Annotated in this window: 19 protein-coding genes and 2 pseudogenes; 17 read left to right on the top strand and 4 right to left on the bottom strand. The window is 52.6% G+C overall.

Annotated elements, in window-relative coordinates:
- The first annotated feature begins 67 nt into the window (after nt 1–67).
- From golB to foxA, 11 genes and pseudogenes are all read left to right on the top strand, one after another.
- Complete coding sequence (gene golB / locus ABVN36_RS19130) at nt 68–262, top strand: gold resistance metallochaperone GolB (RefSeq protein ID WP_001159470.1); 195 nt, start codon at nt 68–70, stop codon at nt 260–262.
- 291 nt (nt 263–553) lie between these two features.
- Complete coding sequence (locus ABVN36_RS19125) at nt 554–1,807, top strand: MFS transporter (RefSeq protein ID WP_000288503.1); 1,254 nt, start codon at nt 554–556, stop codon at nt 1,805–1,807.
- A gap of 188 nt (nt 1,808–1,995) precedes the next feature.
- Nucleotides 1,996–3,954, top strand: a complete 1,959-nt coding sequence (locus ABVN36_RS19120; protein ID WP_023139044.1) for a site-specific DNA-methyltransferase — start codon at nt 1,996–1,998, stop codon at nt 3,952–3,954.
- Nucleotides 3,955–3,963: 9 nt separating this feature from the next.
- Nucleotides 3,964–6,936 (top strand): type III restriction-modification system endonuclease, encoded by a 2,973-nt coding sequence (locus ABVN36_RS19115; RefSeq protein WP_077908647.1) that lies wholly within the window; start codon nt 3,964–3,966, stop codon nt 6,934–6,936.
- A 276-nt stretch (nt 6,937–7,212) separates the two neighbouring features.
- Entirely contained in the window at nt 7,213–7,314 is a 102-nt protein-coding gene (gene ssaA, locus ABVN36_RS19110) for a small effector SsaA (RefSeq protein WP_000934834.1), read from the top strand.
- A 116-nt stretch (nt 7,315–7,430) separates the two neighbouring features.
- Nucleotides 7,431–8,834, top strand: coding sequence for a cytochrome ubiquinol oxidase subunit I (locus tag ABVN36_RS19105; RefSeq protein ID WP_000393711.1), 1,404 nt, complete (start codon nt 7,431–7,433; stop codon nt 8,832–8,834).
- Complete coding sequence (cydB, locus tag ABVN36_RS19100) at nt 8,831–9,841, top strand: cytochrome d ubiquinol oxidase subunit II (RefSeq protein WP_000151047.1); 1,011 nt, start codon at nt 8,831–8,833, stop codon at nt 9,839–9,841. The genes ABVN36_RS19105 and cydB overlap by 4 nt, the downstream gene beginning before the upstream one ends.
- Nucleotides 9,841–9,912, top strand: a pseudogene (locus tag ABVN36_RS19095) (DUF2474 family protein); the annotation flags it as partial. The gene cydB and the pseudogene ABVN36_RS19095, both read left to right, overlap by 1 nt.
- Nucleotides 9,891–10,082, top strand: a complete 192-nt coding sequence (locus ABVN36_RS19090) for a hypothetical protein (RefSeq protein ID WP_229023495.1) — start codon at nt 9,891–9,893, stop codon at nt 10,080–10,082. The pseudogene ABVN36_RS19095 and the gene ABVN36_RS19090, both read left to right, overlap by 22 nt.
- A 95-nt stretch (nt 10,083–10,177) precedes the next feature.
- The gene (foxR, locus tag ABVN36_RS19085) at nt 10,178–11,182 is read left to right on the top strand and encodes a ferrioxamine uptake transcriptional regulator FoxR (protein ID WP_023139042.1); all 1,005 of its coding nucleotides are present in this window, start codon (nt 10,178–10,180) and stop codon (nt 11,180–11,182) included.
- A 145-nt stretch (nt 11,183–11,327) separates the two neighbouring features.
- A complete protein-coding gene (gene foxA / locus ABVN36_RS19080) occupies nt 11,328–13,436 on the top strand; it encodes a ferrioxamine B receptor FoxA (RefSeq protein WP_100228717.1) in 2,109 nt (702 codons plus the stop codon).
- 40 nt (nt 13,437–13,476) lie between these two features.
- Here foxA and ABVN36_RS19075 read toward each other — a convergent pair whose 3' ends face one another.
- Nucleotides 13,477–14,109: a LysE family transporter gene (locus ABVN36_RS19075; RefSeq protein ID WP_000433131.1), complete on the bottom strand. Its 633-nt coding sequence runs from the start codon at nt 14,107–14,109 to the stop codon at nt 13,477–13,479.
- Between the two features lie 231 nt (nt 14,110–14,340).
- Here ABVN36_RS19075 and yahO point away from each other — a divergent pair, with 231 nt between their 5' ends.
- Nucleotides 14,341–14,616 carry a DUF1471 family periplasmic protein YahO gene (yahO, locus tag ABVN36_RS19070; protein WP_000848026.1) on the top strand — a complete coding sequence of 92 codons (276 nt, stop codon included), beginning with the start codon at nt 14,341–14,343 and terminating at the stop codon, nt 14,614–14,616.
- Between the two features lie 135 nt (nt 14,617–14,751).
- On the opposite strand, the gene prpR is transcribed toward yahO, so the two are convergent.
- Nucleotides 14,752–16,377, bottom strand: a complete 1,626-nt coding sequence (gene prpR, locus ABVN36_RS19065) for a propionate catabolism operon regulatory protein PrpR (RefSeq protein ID WP_000205289.1) — start codon at nt 16,375–16,377, stop codon at nt 14,752–14,754.
- A gap of 265 nt (nt 16,378–16,642) precedes the next feature.
- Between prpR and prpB the strand changes: the two genes are divergently transcribed.
- From prpB to prpE, 4 genes are all read left to right on the top strand, one after another.
- Nucleotides 16,643–17,530 carry a methylisocitrate lyase gene (prpB, locus tag ABVN36_RS19060; protein WP_000052221.1) on the top strand — a complete coding sequence of 296 codons (888 nt, stop codon included), beginning with the start codon at nt 16,643–16,645 and terminating at the stop codon, nt 17,528–17,530.
- A 122-nt stretch (nt 17,531–17,652) separates the two neighbouring features.
- Nucleotides 17,653–18,822, top strand: coding sequence for a 2-methylcitrate synthase (prpC, locus tag ABVN36_RS19055; RefSeq protein ID WP_000132746.1), 1,170 nt, complete (start codon nt 17,653–17,655; stop codon nt 18,820–18,822).
- Between the two features lie 39 nt (nt 18,823–18,861).
- Nucleotides 18,862–20,313: a bifunctional 2-methylcitrate dehydratase/aconitate hydratase gene (locus ABVN36_RS19050; protein ID WP_023139040.1), complete on the top strand. Its 1,452-nt coding sequence runs from the start codon at nt 18,862–18,864 to the stop codon at nt 20,311–20,313.
- Between the two features lie 40 nt (nt 20,314–20,353).
- Nucleotides 20,354–22,240: a propionate--CoA ligase gene (gene prpE / locus ABVN36_RS19045; protein WP_023139039.1), complete on the top strand. Its 1,887-nt coding sequence runs from the start codon at nt 20,354–20,356 to the stop codon at nt 22,238–22,240.
- Between the two features lie 103 nt (nt 22,241–22,343).
- Here prpE and hemB read toward each other — a convergent pair whose 3' ends face one another.
- Nucleotides 22,344–23,318 carry a porphobilinogen synthase gene (hemB, locus tag ABVN36_RS19040; RefSeq protein WP_000130724.1) on the bottom strand — a complete coding sequence of 325 codons (975 nt, stop codon included), beginning with the start codon at nt 23,316–23,318 and terminating at the stop codon, nt 22,344–22,346.
- A gap of 512 nt (nt 23,319–23,830) precedes the next feature.
- Here hemB and ABVN36_RS19035 point away from each other — a divergent pair.
- Nucleotides 23,831–23,947 (top strand): annotated as a pseudogene (locus tag ABVN36_RS19035) (hypothetical protein); the annotation flags it as partial.
- Here the strand turns inward: ABVN36_RS19035 and ABVN36_RS19030 are convergent.
- Nucleotides 23,947–25,175, bottom strand: a protein-coding gene (locus tag ABVN36_RS19030; RefSeq protein WP_164528041.1) for an IS3 family transposase whose coding sequence is annotated in 2 segments (ribosomal slippage) — nt 23,947–24,860 and nt 24,860–25,175 — 1,230 coding nt in all. Because the reading frame shifts where the segments join, the coding sequence is not laid out codon by codon here. The pseudogene ABVN36_RS19035 and the gene ABVN36_RS19030 sit on opposite strands and share 1 nt — an antisense overlap.
- Nucleotides 25,176–25,266 lie beyond the last annotated feature (91 nt).

The raw sequence follows: 25,266 nt of genomic DNA, 5'->3' as shown, positions 1-25,266 counted from the left end.
TACGCTTGACCTTCCAACACTGGCAAGGCCCAGACTGGCAACAGTTCCCACACAAAAGGAGTTCACTATGCAGTTCCATATTGATGACATGACCTGCGGCGGCTGCGCCAGTACGGTAAAAAAGACGATTCTGACTCTCGATGCTAATGCGACGGTGAGAACTGACCCGGCGACGCGTCTGGTTGACGTTGAAACGTCGCTATCCGCGGAGCAGATTGCCGCCGCCCTGCAAAAGGCCGGTTTCCCGCCGCGCGAGAGGTAATCGTCAATGGCGATCGGTCTGGCGACAGGCCGGTCGCGATACGCTAGCCACGCTTCGCTTTCCTTTGCATGAGATAATCCCCATAAAAACTGTGACAAATCATGTGCCAGTAAGCTTTGTTAATAATATGTAATGATTTGTCTATTTTTGCTAACATTTTACCTGCTATATACAAAAAGATAACAAATAAGTAGCGCAACGCTACCTTGTTACGTCGCTTTGACGACGGGAGCGCTCCAGCGTTTCGCCGCTTCAAAGCTTGATGTTATTTTTTGATGCAGGACACTACCTATGTACACCCCCCTGAACTGGACGACGACACAACGACATGTGGCGTTTGCCAGCTTTACCAGTTGGATGCTGGATGCGTTTGATTTCTTTATCCTTGTCTTTGTACTTAGCGATCTCGCCGAATGGTTTCACGCTTCCGTATCGGACGTTTCCATTGCGATTATGCTGACCCTGGCGGTACGTCCCATTGGCGCGCTGCTGTTTGGCCGAATGGCGGAAAAGTACGGACGTCGACCGATACTGATGCTCAATATTCTGTTCTTCACGGTGTTTGAACTGCTTTCCGCCTGGTCGCCCACCTTCATGGCATTTCTGATTTTTCGGGTCATGTACGGCGTGGCGATGGGCGGGATATGGGGCGTTGCGTCATCACTGGCGATGGAAACCATTCCCGATCGTTCGCGTGGCCTGATGTCGGGCATTTTTCAGGCGGGCTATCCCTGCGGCTATCTGTTCGCCTCGGTTATTTTTGGCCTCTTCTACAGTATGGTAGGCTGGCGCGGCATGTTCCTGATTGGCGCCCTGCCTGTTGTCTTGCTGCCTTATATCTGGTTTAAAGTGCCGGAATCCCCCGTCTGGCTGGCGGCCAGAGCGCGTAAAGAGAATACCGCGCTGCTTCCTGTTCTGCGCAAACAGTGGAAGTTGTGTCTGTATCTGGTGCTGGTCATGGCGTTCTTTAACTTTTTCAGTCACGGCACGCAGGATCTCTATCCTACCTTCCTGAAGATGCAGCATGGTTTTGATCCGCATCTGATCAGTATCATTGCGATTTTTTATAACATTGCCGCCATGCTCGGCGGTATTTTCTACGGTACGCTATCGGAACGTATTGGGCGTAAAAAAGCGATCATGATCGCCGCCTTTCTTGCGCTTCCGGTACTCCCGCTATGGGCATTTTCCAGCGGATCATTCACGATTGGCCTGGGCGCGTTCCTGATGCAGTTTATGGTGCAGGGCGCCTGGGGAGTCGTGCCGACCTGGCTGAACGAGCTGGTTCCGGCGAATGCGCGCGCCGTGCTGCCAGGGTTTGTTTACCAACTCGGTAATTTACTGGCGTCGGTTAATGCGACGTTACAGGCCCGCATCGCGGAAACGCATGGTGGCAATTACGGGTTGGCAATGGCGATCGTGGCTGGCGCGGTGGCTATTTTAATCTGTGTATTTGTGGCATTTGGTCGCGAGACCCGGGGAGTCGTCATCTCCGGTACAGATAGCGACGCCCTCCCGGAGTCGGCCATCAGTCATCGCACGTAAACACTACGCTCCTGGCGCATACTGTCGCCGGGAGCACGCCTTCCCCCCGTCGTTTTCACGCCCTTTCAACGAACAACAAAGGTTAATGATGGCATCTGCCTTTCGTGACCATTACAATCATCGCTTACTTTTTTCTTTATAAGAAATTGATTGTTGGACCTTAAAATTATCAACGGAGCGAAGATATCATGTTGAAAGATAACCAAAAACACAACGAGTCTGTTGCCCCGAATAGCGCCTTTCTGTCTGAGTTACAACGTGCATTACCGGAATTTTTTACCGCCGATCGCTATAACGAGCAGGGCGAACTGATCGCGAAAGGCGGATTTGATCTCGCCAAATTTGAGCGCGCGTTGAAAGCGCGTAATATTGATGAGCTGACTAGCGGTTATCAGATTGATTTTATTGGCAAAGATTACGCAAAAAAACAGGCGGGTGAAAAATCCGTTACCGTTATCGTTCCTGACGTGGAACACAATACTCTGGCAGAAAATAAAAACAGCCATAATCTTTTTCTGACCGGAGATAATCTGGATGTGTTACGCCATCTGCAAAATAATTACGCCGATACCGTCGATATGATCTATATCGATCCCCCTTATAACACCGGATCGGACGGGTTTGTCTATCCCGATCATTTTGAATATAGCGATCGGGCGTTGCAGGATATGTTTGGTCTTAATGATACTGAACTGGCACGTTTAAAATCCATTCAGGGTAAATCGACGCACTCCGCGTGGTTATCTTTTATGTATCCGCGTCTTTTCCTGGCTAGGAAGCTCCTGAAAGATACCGGATTTATTTTTATCTCTATCGACGATAATGAGTACGCCAATCTTAAATTAATGATGGATGAGATTTTTGGCGAAGGCGGATTTGTCACCAATGTGATGTGGAAGCGCAAAAAAGAGATTTCTAACGACTCTGATAACGTTTCCATCCAGGGAGAATACATTCTTGTTTATGCCAAAACCGGTCAGGGCGCTTTACGTTTAGAACCGCTTTCTAAAGAGTATATTCAGAAATCCTATAAAGAACCGACCGAACAGTTTCCAGAAGGGAAATGGCGACCGGTGCCGTTAACGGTGTCAAAAGGGCTGAGCGGCGGCGGCTATACCTATAAAATTACCACGCCGAATGGTACGGTACACGAAAGACTATGGGCTTATCCTGAAGCCAGTTACCAAAAACTGGTGGCCGATAATCTGGTCTATTTTGGCAAAGATAACGGCGGTATTCCCCAGCGAGTCATGTACGCGCATCACAGTAAAGGGCAGCCAACGACCAATTACTGGGATAACGTAGCGTCGAATAAAGAGGGGAAAAAGGAGATTCTGGATCTCTTCGGCGACAACGTTTTTGATACGCCGAAACCGACCGCATTATTGAAGAAAATCATCAAGCTCGCTATCGATAAAGACGGCGTCGTCCTGGACTTTTTTGCCGGTTCCGGCACTACGGCCCATGCGGTGATGGCGCTGAATGAAGAAGATGGGGGGCAGCGCACGTTTATTCTGTGTACTATCGATCAGGCATTAAGCAATAACACTATCGCGAAAAAAGCAGGTTATAACACTATTGATGAAATCAGCCGCGAGCGAATTACACGCGTTGCGGCGAAGATCCGCGCCAACAATCCCACCACCAATAGCGACCTCGGTTTTAAACATTATCGTTTTGCCACTCCGACACAGCAGACGCTGGACGATCTGGATAGCTTCGATATTGCTACCGGCCATTTTATCAATACCAGCGGTCAACTGGCCGCTTTCACCGAGTCAGGATTTACCGACATGATCAATCCTTTTTCCGCCAGAGGATTGGGCGTGCCGGGCGGCGCAAGCGGCGAAGAGACCTTATTAACGACATGGCTGGTCGCCGATGGATATAAAATGGATATTGACGTACAGGCCGTTGATTTTTCCGGCTATTGCGCCAGGTATGTTGATAATACGCGCCTGTATCTGATTGATGAACGATGGGGAACCGAGCAGACCCGCGATCTTCTCAACCACATTGGTACGCATCAGCTTCCGGTTCAGACTATTGTCATTTACGGCTACTCTTTCGACCTTGAATCCATTCGTGAACTGGAAATCGGCTTAAAACAGCTTGATCAAAAAGTGAACCTGGTGAAGCGTTATTAAGAGGGGATGATGATGAATATTTTACTGGAAGAACTTCCCCATCAGGAACAGGCGTTAGCGGCGATTCTGGCGAGTTTCACCGGTATCGATCACGCGCAGGCCGATCATAATCACTATGCTAATCCGCTGATTAAGGAACGTTACGACGATAAGGCCAATATTGACGTTAAAATGGAGACCGGGACGGGCAAAACCTATGTCTATACCCGGTTGATGTATGAACTGCATCAGAACTACGGGCTCTTCAAATTTGTGCTGGTGGTGCCGACGCCAGCCATTAAAGAAGGCGCGCGGAACTTTATCACCAGCGATTACGCCAGACAGCATTTTTCACAGTTCTACGAAAATACGCGGATGGAACTTTGCACCATTAACGCCGGTGATTTTAAAGTAAAGTCGGGGCGTAAAAATTTTCCGGCCCAGCTATTAAGTTTTACTGATGCCAGCCGTCGTGATAGCCATACGATTCAGGTTTTGCTGATCAATGCGCAAATGCTCAATTCCGCCAGTATGACGCGAGACGATTACGATCAAACGCTACTGGGTGGGCTGACGTCGCCTGTTAAAGGGCTGCAAATGACGCGACCGGTGGTCATTATTGATGAACCGCATCGTTTTGCGCGAGATAACAAATTTTATCGAGCGATTCAGGCTATTCAGCCGCAAATGATCGTCCGCTTTGGCGCTACCTTCCCGGATATTGTCGAAGGTAAGGGTAAAAATAAATGTGTACGTAAAGATTACTATCGCCGGCAACCGCAGTTTGATCTCAACGCGGTGGACAGTTTTAACGATGGTTTGGTGAAAGGTATTGATATTTATTACCCGAATCTCCCCGAAGAACAGGCCAACAATCGTTATATCGTTGACAGCGTCACGGCAAAGAAATTAATCCTCCGACGGGGGAGCAAAATTGCCGAGGTTGGCGTGGGCGAAAATCTCGCCGATGTCGATGCAGGATTTGAAGGCAGTATCGAATATGCCGGCAGTAAAATGTTGTCGAACGATCTGGAGCTGGAGGCAGGGATGGCGCTGGTGCCAGGAACCTTTGGCGCGAGCTACCAGGAACTGATTATTCAGGACGCCATTGATAAGCATTTTGACACCGAGCAGGCAAATTTCTTACGCAGCAATGAGCCAGAAAATAATGCCCCGCGTATTAAGACCTTAAGCCTTTTCTTTATTGACAGTATTAAAAGCTATCGTGATGACGAAGGCTGGTTGAAAGTCACTTTTGAGCGTTTGCTGAAAAAGAAACTGACGCAACTGATTGACGATTATCAGCGCAAGACCCTGCCGCGAGAAGTGGAGTATCTGTCGTTTCTGCAGGCCACGCTCGCCAGCCTGCACTCGGATAACCAAAACGTCCACGCTGGTTACTTTGGCGAAGACCGCGGAAGCGGCGATGAGGCGATCCAGGCTGAGGTAGATGATATTCTGAAAAATAAAGAGAAGTTGCTCAGTTTTTCAGACCATCACGGCAACTGGGAAACGCGCCGCTTTCTGTTTTCAAAATGGACGCTTCGCGAAGGCTGGGATAACCCGAATGTTTTTGTCATTGCTAAATTACGTTCTTCCGGTAGCGAGTCGAGCAAAATTCAGGAAGTGGGGCGCGGCCTGCGGCTACCGGTAGATGAAAACGGCCATCGCGTTCATCAGGAAGAGTGGCCGTCCCGACTGTCGTTTCTGATTGGTTATGATGAAAAAGCGTTTGCCAGTATGCTGGTTGATGAGATTAATCGCGACAGCAAAGTTCAGCTTAACGAGCAGAAACTGGATGAGGCGATGATCACACTCATCGTCACCGAGCGGCAAAAAGTCGATCCTGCGTTTACGGAGCTTCGTTTGCTGGAAGATCTGGATGATAAAAAACTGATCAACCGGAGTAATGAGTTTAAACCCAGCGTCACGCTTAACGGGGAAACCAAAAGTGGTTTTGCGTGGCTACTGGAGTTCTACCCTGAGCTGACGCAGGCGCGGGTGCGAGCGGATCGCATTCGTGACAATAAGCCCGCCTCCCGACTGCGAGTCAGGTTACGCAAAGAGAATTGGGAACAACTTAGCAGTATCTGGGAGCAGTTTTCCCGCCGTTATATGCTGCAATTCGAGCGTAGCGGCGCTTCTCTGGAACAGATTGCCGCCGAGGTGCTGCGCGATCCGTCGCTGTATATACGCCAGAAGCCAAGCCAGGTGCAACAACGGCTGGTATCGAATGAAGATAATGGCCGTTTTGAAGTGGCGCAGCGGGAAGGCGAATTAGCCGCCAGCGAATTTATGGCGGGCATGAAATATGGCCATTTTCTTAAGCAACTGGCGTTACGCACCAGTCTGCCGGTTAACGTCCTGCACCCGGTGTTAATGGCGATGCTGCGTGATGTTTTGCACGGAGATTCACGCTATTTAAGCGAGATCTCGTTGGACAATATGACCCGCGCATTACAGACGCGGATTAATGCGCATTTTGCGCAGCGCCACGATTATCTGCCTCTCGATTTTCAGGCTTCAACGTCGGTATTTGATTCCACGGCACGGCAGTTCAGAGAGGAGATTAGCGCTGAAATTGTGGGGAAAAATGTGGATGAGAATGCGATAGACGATCCTCGTTCTCTCTATCAAATACCGCCGTTGCGTTATGACAGCGTCGATCCAGAATTGCCGCTATTAAAATACGATTATCCGCAACAGGTTTCTGTGTTTGGCAAACTGCCTAAGCGGGCCATTCAGATCCCCAAATATACGGGGGGCTCTACTACGCCGGATTTTGTGTACCGTATTGAGCGTCAGGACGCCGACAGCGTTTATTTACTGGTTGAAACTAAAGCAGAAAATATGCGCGTAGGCGATCAGGTTATTCTTGATGCGCAACGTAAATTCTTCGATATGCTGCGTCGGCAAAATATTAATGTCGAGTTTGCGGAAGCGACCAGCGCGCTGGCGGTATTTTCTACCATCAATGGCTTGATTGAGGGGAAGGCAAACTAACGGGTTTGAATGGACCTTAACGGTTATCTTTTTGATAGACCATATAAAATGGCCGCCGCGCAGCGAGCGTTGCGGTCATTCTCCCTGTGCTAATCCCCCGTCCCGTAAACTGCGTTGACTTGAAGGTTATCGTTTTACGTCTATTCTTAACTTTCAGCTAAGCGTATTTTGCTGAAATTGCAAATAGTCTTGAAGACGCTGTTTTTTTGTTTTGCCGTTATTTTTATAACGGCCAGGTAGATATTGCCAAGTGAATGTAACTAAGGGAGACATGTTATGCTAAATAGATACTACCGTTTCGCTGTCGAAAAAGACGACCCCTCCGAAGCGCCAGAGTCGGGCGATAAACCTGACAGCCAGCCGCAAAAAAAATCGTAATTTATCTGGATATTCCCCGACGTTTATACGTTTGGGGAAAATAACCGTTTCGTTTCAACCTGGTTGCGAACAGTGAATATTTTACACGAAGTGACTATATATAAACGGGAGGGAACATGGAGTTTGATGCCTTCTTTTTAGCGAGACTCCAGTTTGCCTTTACCGTCTCTTTTCATATTATCTTCCCCGCGATTACGATTGGCTTAGCCAGTTACCTGGTGGTACTGGAAGGTTTATGGCTAAAAACGCGTAATCCTGTCTGGCGCTCGCTCTATCAGTTCTGGCTCAAAATTTTTGCCGTCAACTTCGGGATGGGCGTGGTCTCCGGTCTGGTCATGGCTTACCAGTTCGGAACGAACTGGAGCGGTTTCTCCCAGTTCGCCGGCAGTATCACCGGGCCTTTATTAACCTATGAAGTGCTCACCGCATTCTTCCTGGAAGCGGGATTCTTAGGCGTGATGCTTTTTGGCTGGAACAAAGTCGGGCCGGGCCTGCATTTCTTGTCTACCTGTATGGTGGCGTTGGGCACGTTAATGTCGACGTTCTGGATTCTGGCGTCTAACAGCTGGATGCATACCCCGCAGGGATTTGAAATTCACAACGGTCAGGTGGTCCCGGTGGACTGGTTCGCGGTGATTTTCAACCCGTCGTTCCCGTATCGCCTGTTGCATATGTCCGTTGCGGCGTTTTTAAGTAGCGCGATGTTTGTCGGCGCGTCCGCAGCCTGGCATTTACTGAAAGGTAACGATACGCCGGCTATCCGCCGTATGTTCTCGATGGCGTTATGGATGGCGGTCGTGGTGGCGCCCGTTCAGGCATTGATTGGCGATATGCATGGCCTTAACACCCTGAAGCATCAGCCGGTCAAAATCGCCGCGATTGAGGGGCACTGGGAAAATACGCCCGGCGAGCCAACGCCGCTTACGCTGGTAGGCTGGCCGGATATGGAGGCGGAACGGACCCGCTATGCGCTTGAGATCCCGGCGTTGGGCAGTCTGATCCTGACGCATAGCCTGGACAAACAGGTGCCTGCGCTAAAAGATTATCCCAAAGAGGATCGCCCCAACTCTACCGTGGTGTTCTGGTCTTTCCGTCTGATGGTGGGCATGGGCGTACTGATGATCTTCCTGGGGCTGGCCAGCCTGTGGCTACGCTACCGACGCCGCCTGTATCATTCGCGGCCCTTTATGCACTTTGCGCTGTGGATGGGGCCGTCCGGGCTTATCGCCATCCTTGCCGGATGGGTGACGACTGAAGTAGGACGTCAGCCGTGGGTGGTCTATGGCCTGCTGCGAACGCGTGATGCGGTTTCCGCGCACAGCACCTTGCAAATGAGCATCAGTTTGCTGGCCTTCTTTGTGGTCTATTCCTTGGTGTTTGGGGTTGGCTATATTTATATGATTCGCCTTATCCAGAAAGGGCCGCAGCCGGCGGAGACACCGACCGCTGAAACCGATGGCAGACCCGCGCGTCCTATCTCTGCCGTGGGTGAATCGCTTGAGCAGGAGAAACGCGAATGACCATCGATCTTCCGGTTATCTGGTTTGCTATTATCGTGTTCGCCACGCTGATGTATATCGTAATGGATGGGTTCGATCTGGGCGTCGGTATCCTGTTTCCGTTTATTCGCGATAAACACGATCGCGATGTTATGGTGAACTCGGTCGCGCCGGTATGGGACGGGAACGAAACCTGGCTGGTGCTGGGCGGGGCCGGGCTTTTTGGCGCGTTCCCGTTGGCTTATGCCGTCATCACCGACGCGCTGACTATCCCGCTGGTGGTTATGCTGCTTGGTCTTATCTTTCGCGGCGTCGCTTTTGAATTCCGTTTTAAAGCCACCGAGTCGCATCGCGCGTTCTGGGATAAATCCTTTATCGTCGGGTCAATCCTGGCGACCTTTGCCCAGGGGGTTGTGGTGGGCGCGGTGGTGAGCGGTTTTCAGGTGGAAGGGCGAACCTTTAGCGGTTCGCAGCTTGACTGGCTGACGCCGTTTAACCTGTTCTGCGGCGTCGGTCTGGTTGTCACCTACGCGCTGCTGGGCGCTACCTGGCTGATTATGAAAAGCGAAGATCCGCTGCATAGCCGGATGTGCGCGCTGTCGCGCCCGTTGTTGATCGTCTTGTTGCTGGTGATGGGAGGCGTCAGCGTGTGGACGCCGCTCACCCACGACGACATCGCCGAGCGCTGGTTCACGCTGCCCAATTTATACTACTTCCTGCCGGTGCCTGTGCTGGTGTTGGCTTTTAGCGTCTGGCTATGGCGCAGCGTGAAAAAACCAGAATCCCATGCGCGTCCATTTATTCTCACGCTAGGGTTGATTTTTCTGGGGTTCAGCGGGTTGGGCATCAGTATTTGGCCGAATATTATTCCACCGGATATTTCGCTGTATGCCGCCGCCGCGCCGCCGCAAAGTCAAAGCTTTATGCTGGTTGGGGCGCTGATAATCATCCCGATTATTCTGGCTTATACCTTCTGGAGCTACTACGTCTTCCGTGGAAAAGTGCGACATGGTGAGGGATATCACTGATGGTTAAAGTGAAAAAATGGTCGCGGCGAGTCGTATGGATGGTCGCGATATGGTGCGCCAGCGTGCTTCTGCTGGCGGGCGTCGGAATGTTGTTCAGACTGCTCATGACCTCCGCAGGATTTCGCTCCTGACTGATACCCCCGGACGCGCTTTCGTCGCTGGCGAAAGCGCGTTTTTATCGACAGATCGGCGTTTATCGATCACCTTTGCTCGCCTTATCTCTCCCCTCAACAGCGGTTGATAATTATTCTCATCTTTATTGTCGTTCCCGGGCCGCAGTGATATGGTTACACAGTGGCTAACGCTCTGGTATAACGCAGATAAACGGTATTGATAATGTCTCCGATCTCCTGTAACTCTTCCGCCGCCCCGGCGATGAAAAAGATCTTTTCCGTCAGCGACTTCATCGCGTTTGGCGAGCGTTATGGCATTGATTACCGCTTCCCTGCGTTACCGCAGTATACGCAGAGTAGTCCCGTACTTCATGGCGATATCGAAGAGATAGCGCTTCCCGGCGGGATTTGCATTACACGCTCGGATGTTCACGTGTTACAACCTTATGAAACCACCTCTCGCCATAGCAGTCCGCTGTATATGCTGGTGGTGTTGGAAGGTAACGTCGCGCTGGCTGTCAATGAGCAGACCTTTTTGTTGAGCGCGGGGATGGCGTTTTGCTCGCAACTGAGTGAGCAGCAGACGATACGCGCCCATCACGGCGCAGACAGTAAATTGCGCACCTTATCGCTGGGAATGTACCCGGACGGCGGATGGCGGGAGCGTTTGCCTGTCTCGCTGGCAGACGAGTGGGAAAATAGCGCTGCCTCGGCGAGGGTCTGGCAGGTGCCGGAGTTTCTGCTTTCGGGGCTACGTTATGCGCAGCAGCCCGGACCTCATGCGGCGTCACGCCAGTTAATGCTGGAAGGCATCATGCTGCAATTACTGGGCTATGCGCTAAATCTATGTCAGCCCGCAACGCAAAAACGCGGGCTTCCCGTCACCGGTGAATATCAGCGGCTGGAGCTCATTCGGCGTTTACTGGAGCAGACGCCGGAAAAAGCTTACACGCTGAACGAACTGGCACGTCGGGCGGCAATGAGTCCAAGTAGCCTGCGGTGCAAGTTTCGCCATGCCTATGGGTGTACCGTGTTTGATTATCTGCGTGATTGCCGCCTGGCGCGCGCGCGTCGTTATCTGATGGAGGGATACAGCGTGCAGCAGGCCGCCTGGATGTCAGGCTATCAACATGCCACAAACTTTGCGACGGCATTTCGTCGGCGTTATGGCTGCTCGCCCGGCGAGCTGCGTGACGCGTCTCTGACGGCGTCCCGCCACTGTGCGTAACGCGCCCCGCCAGAGCGGTAATATCCGCTGCTAACCCGGTTTTCTGCCGCTTTGGGTGATTTTTTATCATTGCGCATAGGCAATCTGGCGTTACGCATAGTGGTCCGTCATCTCTAAAAGGTAATAATTCTTATTTACAATAAAGATGCCTTTGGAGATGTTCATGTTTGCGACAACGCGTATGGCGCTATTGATAGGCGGAGCTATCGGCGGCGCGACTTTTCCTCTTTCTGCCCAGGAAACCACAAAAAATGATACCGTCATTGTCACCTCGCCCGTTCAGAGTGGCGCGACCAAGCTGGCGACGCCAGATATTGAAACGCCGCAGTCGGTATCCATTATTACCCGCCAGCAGTTTGAAGAGCAGGGCGCAACCAGCGTGCGTCAGGCGGTCAGCTACACCCCAGGCGTATACAGTAATCAGATAGGCGCCTCTAACCGCTTTGATTACATCGTATTGCGTGGTTTTTCGGACGGTAGTCTGGATAACGTCTATCTCGACGGGTTAAAAATGATGGGCGACACCAATTCGCACAGTTCGTTGGTGGTTGACCCCTGGTTTCTGGAAGATATCGAGGTGGTACGCGGCCCGGCGTCCGTTCTGTATGGACGTTCATCGCCAGGCGGCATTGTCGCGCTGACGTCGCGAAAACCGGCGTTTGATGCCGGGGGAGAGGTGAAGCTGTTTGCCGGCAATCACAACCAGCGCGGGGCGGCTTTTGATGTGACCGGCCCACTGGATGACAATGAACGTGTGGCGGCGCGTCTTAGCGGCATGACACGTTACGCCGATTCGCAGTTTACCCCCTTGAAAGAGGAACGTTATGCGCTGATGCCGAGCCTGACCTGGCGAATTACCGATCGGACGCGTCTTGATCTTATGGCCTATCTGCACCGTGATCCGGAAGGCGGTAGCCACTCCGGACTGCCTTATCAAGGCACGGTTGTACCTTATAACGGCGGAAAAATTTCTAACACTTTCTTTGAAGGTGAAGATGACTACGACAAATACGATCGCCGTGAAAATATGGTGGGTTATAACATTGAGCATCTGTTCGATAGCGGCTGGTCGGTACGGCAAAAATTGCGCTATTTGCATACCAAAGTGACGTTGAATCAGGTCTATGCCGCAGGTTGGTTGAATGAAACGGCGCTGAATCGCGGCTATTCCGGCTCCGGGGAGAAAATGTCGGCTATCGCGCTGGATAATCAGCTCGACGGCAGCGTGGATACCGGGGCGATTAATCATCGTCTGCTGGTGGGGATCGATTATCAGGATCGCAGTAATCATACTACTGGCTATTATGGCGCGTTTCCGCCGATTGACGCTTTCAACCCTGTTTATGGCGCTCAGCCGGATTACATTACGTTGTATAGCCGTGAAAAACATAAGCTGCGGCAGACCGGATACTATTTACAGGATCAGATGTCATGGGATCGCTGGCGCTTTACGTTGGGCGGTCGTTACGATCGGGTCAGCGTGTCTAACATCGACAAACTTCATGATTCACGCAGCGATCTCGATAAAAACAACGTCAGCACCCGTGCCGCGTTGCTTTATCTGTTCGACAATGGCGTCGCCCCCTATCTCAGTTATTCTACCGCGTTTACGCCGACCAGCTTCGCCGACGAAAACGGCAATGTGCTGGAACCGATGAAAGGCAAGCAGTGGGAGGCGGGGGTAAAATACGAACCGCTGGGGGGGAACAGCCAGTTTAGCGCCGCCGTGTATCGTATTAACCAGACCAATATCGCGACCAAAGAAGAACCTACCGATCCGTACCGCTCGATTGGTGAAATTGAGTCTAAAGGGGTTGAACTGGAGGCCATTAGCCATTTGTCGGATAGCGTCCGTTTGCAGGCGGCGTATACCTATACTGATATCCGTTATAAGAAAAGTAGCCCGCAAGAGCAGGGTAAGCGCGCGGTTTATGCTCCACGGAACCAGGCCAGCGCCTGGCTAAGCTACGATGTGAAAAGCGGTCTGTTAGAGGGGCTGACTTTGGGCTCCGGCATCCGGTACGTCAACGGCGTGACCAGCGATCGCCTGAATACCCACACGTTGCCGTCCTATACACTGGTCGACATGGTAGTTGGGTATGATTTATCCAGCATTGGGTTAAATGGCTTGAGCGCCCAGCTCAACGTAAATAACCTGACGGACAAACGCTATGTCGCTGCCTGTAATTCGCTCTCTTATTGTTATTTTGGCGCCGAGCGTAGCATTGTAGGCAGCGTGTCATGGGCGTTTTGATAACGCTTATCGTCCGGTAGCAAAGGCTACCGGGCAAACATTAGCGGTGCGTCACGCCTTCATAGAGAAGTCTGAGCGCAAACATCCCGATAATGGCGCCGATAACACGGCTGGCAATGCGCTGTATTCGTCCATAAGCGCGGCGGACTGCGGGGAGCGAAAAGGCCTGGCTGAGAAAAATACGCCAGATAACGGATGACAGCACAATTCCGGCCCAGGCCATTAACCTTGCCCATGTGGGCGTTTCTGCGCTAAGCGTTACGGAAAAAATACTGATAAAAAACAGTACGGTTTGCGGATTGGATAAATCGGTCATTAATCCCCGGCGAAAGAAAATTGTCCACGGGGCGGCAATCGGCGTCTGGAGCGTGCTCATTTGCGGCGTCGCCTGGTGGCGAATACTGTTCCAGGCGAACCATAATAAATAGGCGCCGCCGACAATTTTGATAAGAGAAAATACCGCTTCGCATTGCGTAATGAGCGTCGCCAGACCGAAAAGCCCCAGCCCGGAATAAAAGGCGTCTCCCGTGGCGACGCCCAGGCCGGTGATGACTCCCGCCCGGCGTCCTGATGCGAGGCTGGTTTGCACCACCACAAACAGATTCGCGCCGGGATTAAAAAAGGTTAACACAAACAGACTGACGGTAAGCACAACGGCATGAAACGGCTCCATAGGCAACTCTTCTCTTAGCCTCAAGAAATAACCTTCATCTTATTAATAGTCAAACCAGATGATTGCGAGTGAGATCACAAAGCAGGGGCGTTTTAATCCGCGTTGTTACGCCGACAGAGCGGGGGCTGACTGGATTTTTCCAGCAATCTACACTACTTATTTAATCAGTCCGAACGGCCTTTTTGTTCTGATAAAGCGATGATGGCGTAATAATAAAACGAGGGTTTTGCTATGAAAACTGGCTACAAGGTTATGCTTGGCGCATTAGCGTTTGTCGTGACAAACGTTTATGCCGCAGAAATCATGAAAAAAACGGACTTTGATAAAGTCGCCTCCGAATACACGAAAATTGGCACGATTTCCACCACCGGGGAAATGTCGCCGCTGGACGCCAGAGAAGATTTAATCAAAAAGGCGGATGAAAAAGGGGCGGATGTGGTGGTGCTGACGTCCGGGCAGACAGAAAATAAAATTCATGGTACGGCTGATATTTATAAAAAGAAATAAAAGCGTTGCATCATAAAAATACCCGCCTGGGTTTCCGGCGGGTATATTTATTCCTGGCAACCGGCATCCGTTTTGCCGGATGACGGCCTGCAGTAAACGTAGCGCCATCAGGCATTCAGGACGCTGTCATTTGTCTTAATTATCCGACTGGTCTTTGGCACCAGCTTTTAAACGACGCCACAGAGTGGTGCGGCTAATCCCCAGATAACGCGCCGCGGCGCTCTTATCGCCCTTAAAGCGCGCCAGTACATCCTGTAACGTGTGCGCATCCACGGTTGAAGGCGTCAGCTCTGCTGTGTTCACCATAAGCTCAGGTAATAACTGCCGCATAAATTGCCTGTCCAGCGTTGGCGCGGGATCGACGCTTAAAAAAAGTGCCAGGCGCTCCATCATATTACGCAGTTCGCGAATATTACCGGGCCAGCGCCAGGCCAGCAAAAGCGGCTGACACTGTGTCAATCCATGACGTATCGATTCGGTAAACGGAATTTCCATCGCCGCCAGCGACTGTTTTAAAAAGTTTTCCGCCAGCGGCAAAATATCAGCCTGCCGCTCGCGCAAAGGAGGAAGCGTCAGACGCAGAATACTCAGGCGATAAAAGAGATCGGGGCGAAAACGTCCTTGCATTATTTCCCGATCCAGATCGCAATGCGTAGCGCTGATCACCCGGACATCCACCGGGATCGGTTGGTGTCCGCCGACGCGAGTGACGGCTTTTTCCTCCAGTACGCGCAAGAGTCGGGTTTGTAACGGCAAGGGCATTTCGCCGATTTCATCCAGAAACAGCGTGCCGCCGTGTGCGATTTCAAACAGCCCCGCCCGGCCTCCTCGTCGTGAACCGGTAAACGCGCCCTCTTCATAACCAAACAGTTCCGCTTCCAGCAACGACTCGGTAATCGCGCCGCAATTGACGGCGACAAAGGGAGGGGATGGCTTATTCTGACGGTGAGGCTGGCGGTGAAAGAACGTCTGGTGAATCGCCTGCGCCGCCAGCTCTTTTCCGGTCCCTGTTTCCCCCTGAATCAGCACTGCCGCACGGGAGCGGGCATAGAGCGTAATCGTCTGGCGGAGCTGCTCCATTTGCGGCGACTGGCCGCGTATATCGCCCAGTTCATACCGGGTTTGTAATCCCTTGCCGGATGGGTAATCCACGCGCTGTCGCCGTGTCATACGGGTCATATCCAGCGCATCATGGAAAGCCTGACGAACGGTCGCTGCGGAATAAATAAAGATGGCAGTCATTCCCGCTTCTTCCGCCAGATCGGTAATTAATCCCGCGCCGACGACGGCTTCAATACCGTTGGCCTTAAGTTCGTTAATTTGCCCGCGCGCGTCCTCTTCGGTGACATAGCTTCGCTGTTCAAGACGGAGGTGAAACGTTTTCTGAAAGGCAAGTAAAGCCGGAATGGTCTCCTGATAGGTCACGATACCGATAGACGAGGTGAGCTTTCCCGCTTTCGCCAGCGCCTGTAATACATCGAATCCGCTGGGCTTGATGAGGATCACCGGTATTGACAGGCGACTTTTTAAATAGGCCCCGTTCGAACCCGCCGCGATAATCGCGTCGCAGCGCTCGGTCGCCAGTTTTTTGCGAATGTAGGTCACCGCCTTTTCAAAGCCGAGTTGAATAGGCGTGATGGTCGCCAGATGATCGAATTCCAGGCTGATATCCCGAAACAGTTCGAACAGACGCGTTACGGAGACCGTCCAGATCACCGGTTTATCGCTATTATCGCGCGGAGCGCTGTGGGCAGTCGTCATCGCAGTAGGTTCATCTTTAAGGGGCGATTTTTTGTTTTAAACGTGTTTCATAAATGTTGCAATGAAACAGGGCGATTCGTTTCATGAAACGTTAGCTGACACGTTTTTCTTTTCCCTTAATCGCGCTTATTCATAACAGGAATGACTGTAATTACCTGTTTTTAAATCTCATTGTATTTAATTTTCTCGCAGCCTCTTTGCCTGGCATAGCCTTTGCTTTGGTGAATACATTCTGAGTAACAATTTACTAACATGAGGACGAGATATGTCTTTACATTCGCCGGGGCAGGCATTTCGCGCCGCGCTCGCTAAAGAGAATCCATTACAAATTGTCGGCGCTATTAATGCCAACCATGCTCTGTTGGCCCAACGGGCCGGGTATCAGGCTATCTATCTTTCTGGCGGCGGCGTAGCGGCGGGCTCGCTCGGACTGCCGGATCTGGGGATTTCTACGCTGGATGATGTGTTAACCGATATCCGGCGCATCACGGATGTTTGCCCGCTGCCGCTGTTGGTGGATGCGGATATTGGCTTTGGCTCCTCCGCCTTTAATGTCGCGCGGACGGTAAAGTCCATAGCCAAAGCGGGCGCCGCCGCGCTGCATATTGAAGACCAGGTTGGCGCTAAGCGCTGTGGACACCGTCCAAACAAAGCGATCGTCTCGAAAGAGGAGATGGTAGACCGAATTCGGGCGGCAGTGGATGCGCGCACCGATCCGAACTTTGTGATCATGGCGCGTACCGATGCGCTGGCGGTGGAAGGGCTGGAGGCGGCTCTCGATCGTGCGCAGGCTTACGTGGACGCGGGGGCTGACATGCTGTTCCCGGAGGCGATCACCGAACTGTCGATGTACCGTCAGTTCGCCGACGTGGCGCAGGTGCCGATCCTCGCCAACATCACTGAGTTTGGCGCGACGCCGCTGTTTACGACCGACGAGTTGCGCAGCGCACACGTGGCGATGGCGCTCTATCCGCTGTCGGCGTTTCGCGCCATGAACCGCGCCGCAGAAAAAGTCTATACCGTGCTGCGCCAGGAAGGGACGCAAAAGAACGTGATCGACATCATGCAGACCCGCAACGAGCTGTACGAAAGCATCAATTACTACCAGTTCGAAGAGAAGCTGGACGCGCTGTACAGGAATAAAAAATCGTAGCCTGTAGGCCTGATAAGGCGAAGCCGCCATCAGGCAATGCCGGATGGCACTACGTTTAACCCGCCTACGGTACGGCCTACACGCCTCAATACCCTACACATTACAATAATGACGAGGACAATATGACAGACACGACGATCCTGCAAAACAACACGCATGTCATTAAGCCTAAAAAATCGGTCGCGCTTTCCGGCGTACCTGCCGGAAATACCGCTCTGTGTACCGTGGGAAAAAGCGGTAACGATCTGCACTATCGCGGTTACGACATTCTCGATCTGGCGGAGCACTGCGAATTTGAAGAAGTCGCGCATTTACTGATCCACGGAAAATTACCGACCCGCGACGAGCTGAACGCGTATAAAAGCAAGTTAAAAGCGCTGCGCGGATTACCCGCCAATGTCCGTACCGTTCTGGAAGCGTTACCGGCGGCCTCGCACCCGATGGACGTGATGCGTACCGGCGTTTCCGCGCTGGGCTGCACCCTGCCGGAAAAAGAGGCACATACCGTCTCCGGCGCGCGCGATATTGCCGATAAGCTGTTGGCCTCGCTCAGCTCTATCCTTCTTTACTGGTATCACTACAGCCACAACGGCGAACGTATTCAGCCGGAAACCGACGATGATTCCATCGGCGGCCATTTCCTGCATCTGCTGCATGGTGAAAAGCCAACCCAAAGCTGGGAAAAGGCGATGCATATTTCGCTGGTGCTGTATGCCGAGCATGAGTTCAACGCCTCGACGTTTACCAGCCGGGTGATTGCCGGAACCGGCTCGGATGTCTACTCCGCGATTATCGGCGCGATTGGCGCGCTGCGCGGCCCGAAACACGGCGGGGCGAATGAGGTGTCGCTGGAAATTCAACAGCGTTATGAAACACCGGACGAGGCAGAGGCGGATATCCGTAAACGCGTGGAAAACAAAGAGGTGGTGATTGGCTTTGGACATCCGGTTTACACCATCGCCGACCCGCGCCATCAGGTGATTAAACGGGTGGCGAAACAGCTTTCAGAAGAAGGCGGCTCGCTGAAGATGTACCACATCGCCGACCGTCTGGAAACGGTGATGTGGGAGACCAAAAAGATGTTCCCGAATCTCGACTGGTTTTCGGCGGTCTCCTACAACATGATGGGCGTCCCTACCGAAATGTTCACTCCGCTGTTTGTCATCGCCCGCGTTACCGGCTGGGCGGCGCACATTATTGAACAGCGTCAGGACAACAAAATTATTCGCCCCTCTGCCAACTATACCGGGCCGGAAGATCGTCCGTTTGTCTCGATAGACGATCGTTGCTAACTCACTCTTATTAAAAATAAAACGCAGGAAACGTACCCTATGTCTACCCAAGAACTGAACATCCGCCCGGAATTTGACCGCGAAATCGTCGATATCGTGGATTACGTGATGAACTACGAGATCACCTCAAAGGTGGCGTACGACACCGCGCATTATTGCCTGCTCGACACGCTCGGCTGTGGTCTGGAAGCGCTGGAATACCCGGCCTGTAAAAAATTGCTTGGGCCAATCGTGCCAGGCACGGTGGTGCCCAACGGCGCACGCGTGCCGGGCACCCAGTTCCAGCTCGATCCGGTACAGGCAGCCTTTAACATTGGCGCGATGATCCGCTGGCTCGATTTTAACGATACCTGGCTTGCCGCCGAGTGGGGCCATCCTTCTGATAACCTCGGCGGTATTCTGGCGATTGCGGATTGGCTGTCACGCAACGCCGTCGCCGCCGGCAAAGCGCCGCTGACCATGAAACAGGTATTGAGCGGGATGATCAAAGCCCATGAAATTCAGGGCTGCATCGCGCTGGAAAACGCCTTCAACCGTGTCGGGCTTGACCATGTGCTGCTGGTGAAAGTAGCCTCGACTGCGGTGGTCGCTGAAATGCTGGGGCTGACGCGCGATGAGATCCTCAACGCGGTATCGCTGGCGTGGGTGGATGGGCAGTCGTTGCGCACTTATCGTCATGCGCCGAATACCGGTACGCGCAAATCCTGGGCGGCGGGCGATGCGACTTCGCGCGCGGTACGTCTGGCGCTGATGGCGAAAACCGGCGAGATGGGCTATCCCTCGGCGCTCACCGCCAAAACCTGGGGCTTCTACGACGTTTCATTCAAAGGTGAAACGTTCCGTTTCCAGCGTCCTTACGGCTCCTACGTGATGGAAAACGTGCTATTCAAAATTTCTTTCCCGGCAGAATTCCACTCGCAAACCGCCGTCGAAGCGGCGATGACGCTGTATAAGCAGATGCAGGCCGCGGGCAAAACGGCAGCGGATATCGAGAAAGTGACCATCCGTACCCACGAAGCCTGTCTTCGCATTATCGATAAAAAAGGCCCGCTCAATAACCCGGCGGACCGCGATCACTGTATCCAGTATATGGTCGCCGTGCCGCTGCTGTTCGGACGGTTAACCGCGGCGGATTATGAAGACGAGGTGGCGCAGGACAAGCGTATTGACGCCCTGCGCGAGAAAATCGTGTGTTATGAGGACCCGGCTTTTACCGCCGACTATCACGACCCGGAAAAACGTGCTATCGGCAATGCGATCACCGTGGAGTTTACTGATGGCTCACGCTTTGGCGAGGTTGTCGTGGAGTATCCGATTGGTCATGCGCGTCGCCGCGCCGACGGTATTCCGAAGCTTATCGAAAAATTTAAAATTAACCTGGCGCGTCAGTTCCCGACTCGCCAGCAGCAACGCATTCTGGATGTCTCCCTGGACAGAGCCCGCCTGGAGCAGATGCCGGTTAACGAATACCTCGATTTATATGTCATCTGAACCAGCCAGCAGTAAGGCGTAAGTTCAACAGGAGAGCGTGATGTCTTTTAGCGAATTTTATCAGCGTTCCATTAACGAACCGGAGGCGTTCTGGGCCGAGCAGGCCCGGCGTATCGACTGGCGACAGCCGTTTACGCAGACGCTGGATCATAGCCGCCCACCGTTTGCCCGCTGGTTTTGCGGCGGCACCACTAACTTATGTCATAACGCCGTTGACCGCTGGCGGGATAAACAGCCGGAGGCGCTGGCGCTGATTGCCGTCTCATCAGAGACCGATGAAGAGCGCACATTTACCTTCAGCCAGTTGCATGATGAAGTCAACGCTGTGGCCGCCATGTTGCTGTCGCTGGACGTGCAGCGTGGCGATCGCGTATTGGTCTATATGCCGATGATTGCCGAAGCGCAGATAACCCTGCTGGCCTGCGCGCGCATTGGCGCGATCCATTCGGTGGTCTTTGGCGGTTTTGCCTCGCACAGCGTGGCGGCGCGCATTGACGATGCCAGACCGGCGCTGATTGTGTCGGCGGATGCCGGAGCGCGGGGCGGTAAAATCCTGCCGTATAAAAAGCTGCTTGATGACGCTATTGCGCAGGCGCAGCATCAGCCGAAACACGTTCTGCTGGTGGACAGAGGGCTGGCGAAAATGGCGTGGGTGGATGGGCGCGATCTGGATTTTGCCACGTTGCGCCAGCAGCATCTCGGCGCGAGCGTGCCGGTGGCGTGGCTGGAATCCAATGAAACCTCGTGCATTCTTTACACCTCCGGCACTACCGGCAAACCGAAAGGCGTCCAGCGCGACGTCGGCGGTTATGCGGTGGCGCTGGCAACCTCGATGGACACCATTTTTGGCGGCAAGGCGGGCGGCGTATTCTTTTGCGCATCGGATATCGGCTGGGTCGTCGGCCACTCCTATATCGTTTACGCGCCGCTGCTGGCAGGCATGGCGACTATTGTTTATGAAGGACTGCCGACGTACCCGGACTGCGGGGTCTGGTGGAAAATTGTCGAGAAATACCAGGTTAACCGGATGTTTTCCGCCCCGACCGCGATTCGCGTGCTGAAAAAATTCCCGACGGCGCAAATCCGCAATCACGATCTCTCCTCGCTGGAGGCGCTTTATCTGGCCGGTGAGCCGCTGGACGAGCCGACGGCCAGTTGGGTGACGGAGACGCTGGGTGTGCCGGTTATCGACAATTATTGGCAGACGGAGTCAGGCTGGCCGATCATGGCGTTGGCCCGCGCGCTGGACGACAGGCCGTCGCGTCTGGGAAGTCCCGGCGTGCCGATGTACGGTTATAACGTCCAGCTACTCAATGAAGTCACCGGCGAACCTTGCGGCATAAATGAAAAGGGAATGCTGGTGATCGAAGGGCCGCTGCCGCCGGGCTGTATTCAGACTATTTGGGGCGACGATGCGCGTTTTGTGAAGACTTACTGGTCGCTGTTTGCCCGTCAGGTTTATGCCACCTTCGACTGGGGAATCCGCGACGCCGAGGGGTATTACTTTATTCTGGGCCGTACCGATGATGTGATTAATATTGCGGGCCATCGGCTGGGAACGCGAGAAATAGAAGAAAGTATCTCCAGCTACCCGAACGTAGCGGAAGTGGCGGTAGTGGGGATAAAAGACGCTCTGAAAGGGCAGGTTGCGGTGGCGTTTGTCATTCCGAAGCAGAGCGATACGCTGGCGGATCGCGAGGCGGCGCGCGACGAGGAAAACGCGATTATGGCGCTGGTGGACAACCAGATCGGTCACTTTGGTCGTCCGGCGCATGTCTGGTTTGTCTCGCAGCTCCCCAAAACGCGTTCCGGAAAGATGCTTCGCCGCACGATCCAGGCGATCTGCGAAGGCCGCGATCCGGGCGATCTGACAACCATTGACGATCCTGCGTCGTTGCAGCAAATTCGCCAGGCGATCGAGGAATAGCCGTAAACCGGATAAGCCGCGTCCGGCAACGGGTTAGCGTTTGCGACTGAATAGTGGGGTGTAAAGTCGGGAAAGGGCGGCAGCGCGCCGCCCTGTAACAGAATTAACGCAGAATATTTTTTTCAGCCAGATCCAGCGCGAAGTAACTGAAGATCAAATCGGCGCCGGCGCGTTTAATCGAGCCCAGACTTTCCAGCACGACCTTTTCTTCATCGATGGCGCCAGCCATAGCAGCAAATTTAATCATGGCGTATTCACCGCTCACCTGGTAAGCGCCAAGCGGCAACTCTGTGCGTTCGCGGATTTCACGCAGCACGTCCAGATACGCGCCGGCCGGTTTCACCATTAAGCAATCCGCGCCCTGGGCTTCGTCGAGCAGTGATTCACGAATCGCTTCACGGCGGTTCATCGGATTCATTTGATACGTTTTGCGGTCGCCTTTTAACGCGGTACCCGCTGCTTCACGGAAGGGGCCGTAGAAAGAAGAGGCGAACTTAGTGGAGTAGGACATTATTGCCGTATCGGTAAAACCGGCGGCATCCAGCGCCTGGCGGATAGCCTGGACTTGTCCATCCATTGCCGCGGAGGGCGCAATAAAATCTGCTCCAGCCGCCGCCGCGATAACGGCCTGCTTGCCGAGGTTGGCCAGCGTCGCATCGTTATCCACACCGTGTTCGCACAACACGCCGCAGTGGCCGTGCGAGGTGTATTCGCAGAAGCAGGTGTCGGACATAACGATCATCTCCGGCACGGTTTGCTTACAGATGCGGGACATTCTTGCCACCAGGCCGTCTTCTTTCCAGGTATCGCTGCCGGTGTCATCAGTATGGTGAGAAATGCCGAAGGTCATAACGGAACGAATGCCAGCATTTGCGATACGTTCAATCTCTCGCGCCAGCTGCTTTTCCGGGATACGCATTACGCCGGGCATGGCATCAATAGCTTTGTAATCGTCGAGTTCTTCTTCAACAAAGATCGGCAACACCAGGTCGTTCAGGCTAAGTGTTGTCTCTTCAAACATAGCGCGCAGCGCAGCGGATTTGCGCAGGCGGCGAGGGCGATGGATAAGGTCTGTCATGGTCTGCCTGATGTTTGTGGAATCGAAGGCCCAGTATACCTGAATCTGCAGGCAGATGTTTTACGAAAACGGTCCTTAACGTAGCAGGCGCAGCCTCAGCGGCAGCAGAACATGACTCTTCCTTTATATACCGAAGATTAATACCTCAGGCACTATATCATTTTAAATAAGAATTAGTTTTACGTTGTTTTTAGTTTTATTTCATCGTCATTTAAGTAAATGTGGGTTTCAACATTATTCATGTTTATTTTGTTTTTCTTTAATCCATATTTATCTTATATGTATTTTGTTTTTTTATTTTCTTGTAAGGTCATGAAAAAGAATGCTTTTCAATTATAAAATTTCCTTTTATTACGTCTTTTTAATTCATGTCCGAATCCGGACTGAGGATAAAGAATAATTGAACCTTTTAGCAATGACGCCGCATAATCCTTCTTGCTAAACATCTGTATGTTTTTATGCATTGATAATTGATGGATCAACTATATTACGTCCCTGAGGAGGGATGACAAATGCACTCCTGGAAAAAGAAACTTGTAGTCTCACAATTAGCATTGGCTTGCACTCTGGCAATCACTTCTCAGGCGAATGCTACTACTTACGATACCTGGACTTACTGGATTTGCCCCTATATTTCCAGACACCTGTTATCACTTAACCCATTACTGGCCTGCTGCCGCAGATATTCCCGTGGCGAGCGATAACCCAGTGCACTATGCGGATGCCATTCGTTATAATGCTCGAACGCCTCTGCAAGGTTCTTTGCTGCCGTTAACCCGTCTGGTTTAGGCATGATACTGATGTAGTCACGCTTTATCGTTTTCACGAAGCTCTCTGCTATGCCGTTACTCTCCGGACTCCGCACCGCCGTGTTCTTCGGTTCAAGCCCCAACATCCGGGCAAACTGCCGTGTTTCATTAGCCCGGTAGCATGAACCATTATCCGTCAGCCACTCTACTGGAGACGCCGGAAGCTCGTTGCCGAAGCGGCGTTCCACCGCTCCCAGCATTACGTCCTGTACTGTTTCACTGTCGAAGCCGCCCGTAGTGACTGCCCAGTGCAGTGCCTCACGGTCACAGCAGTCCAGCGCGAACGTGACTCGCAGTTTTTCTCCGTTATCACAGCGGAACTCGAACCCGTCAGAGCACCATCGTTGATTGCTTTCTTTCACGGCCACTTTGCCAGTATGTGCCCGTTTCGATGGCGGTACAGCGGTTTTTCGCTCAAGCAACAGCGCATTCTGGCGCATGATCCGGTAAACACGTTTGGCATTGATCGCAGGCATACCATCAAGTTCGGCCTGTCTGCGAAGCAGCGCCCATACCCGACGATAACCATACGTGGGCAGCTCTCCGATAACATGGTGTATACGGAGAAGCACATCCGTATCATCTGAGTGACGGCTGCGGCGACCATCTTTCCAGCCATCGGTTCGTCTGAGAATTACGTGCAACTGCGCACGCGACACCCGGAGACAACGGCTGACTAAGCTTACTCCCCATCCCCGGGCAATAAGGGCGCGTGCGCTATCCACTTTTTTGCACGCCCGTATTCAACGGCTTCTTTAAGGAGTTCATTTTCCATCGTTTTTTTGCCGAGCAGGCGCTGGAGTTCTTTAATCTGCTTCATGGCAGCAGCAAGTTCAGAGGCAGGAACGACCTGCTCTCCTGCGGCCACAGCAGTAAGACTTCCCTCCTGGTATTGCTTGCGCCAGAGAAATAACTGGCTGGCTGCCACACCGTGTTGCCGGGCAACAAGGGAGACCGTCATTCCCGGTTCAAAACTCTGCTGAACAATAGCGATCTTTTCCTGTGTAGTACGCCGTCTGCGTTTCTCCGGTCCTAAGACATCAATCATCTGCTCTCCAATGACTAGTCTAAAAACTAGTATTAAGACTATCACTTATTTAAGTGATATTGGTTGTCTGGAGATTCAGGGGGCCAGTCTA

This window comes from Salmonella sp. SJTUF15581 (assembly GCF_043356775.1).
Taxonomy (GTDB): Bacteria; Pseudomonadota; Gammaproteobacteria; order Enterobacterales; family Enterobacteriaceae; genus Salmonella; species Salmonella enterica.
This window is presented reverse-complemented; position numbering and strand designations above follow the sequence as displayed.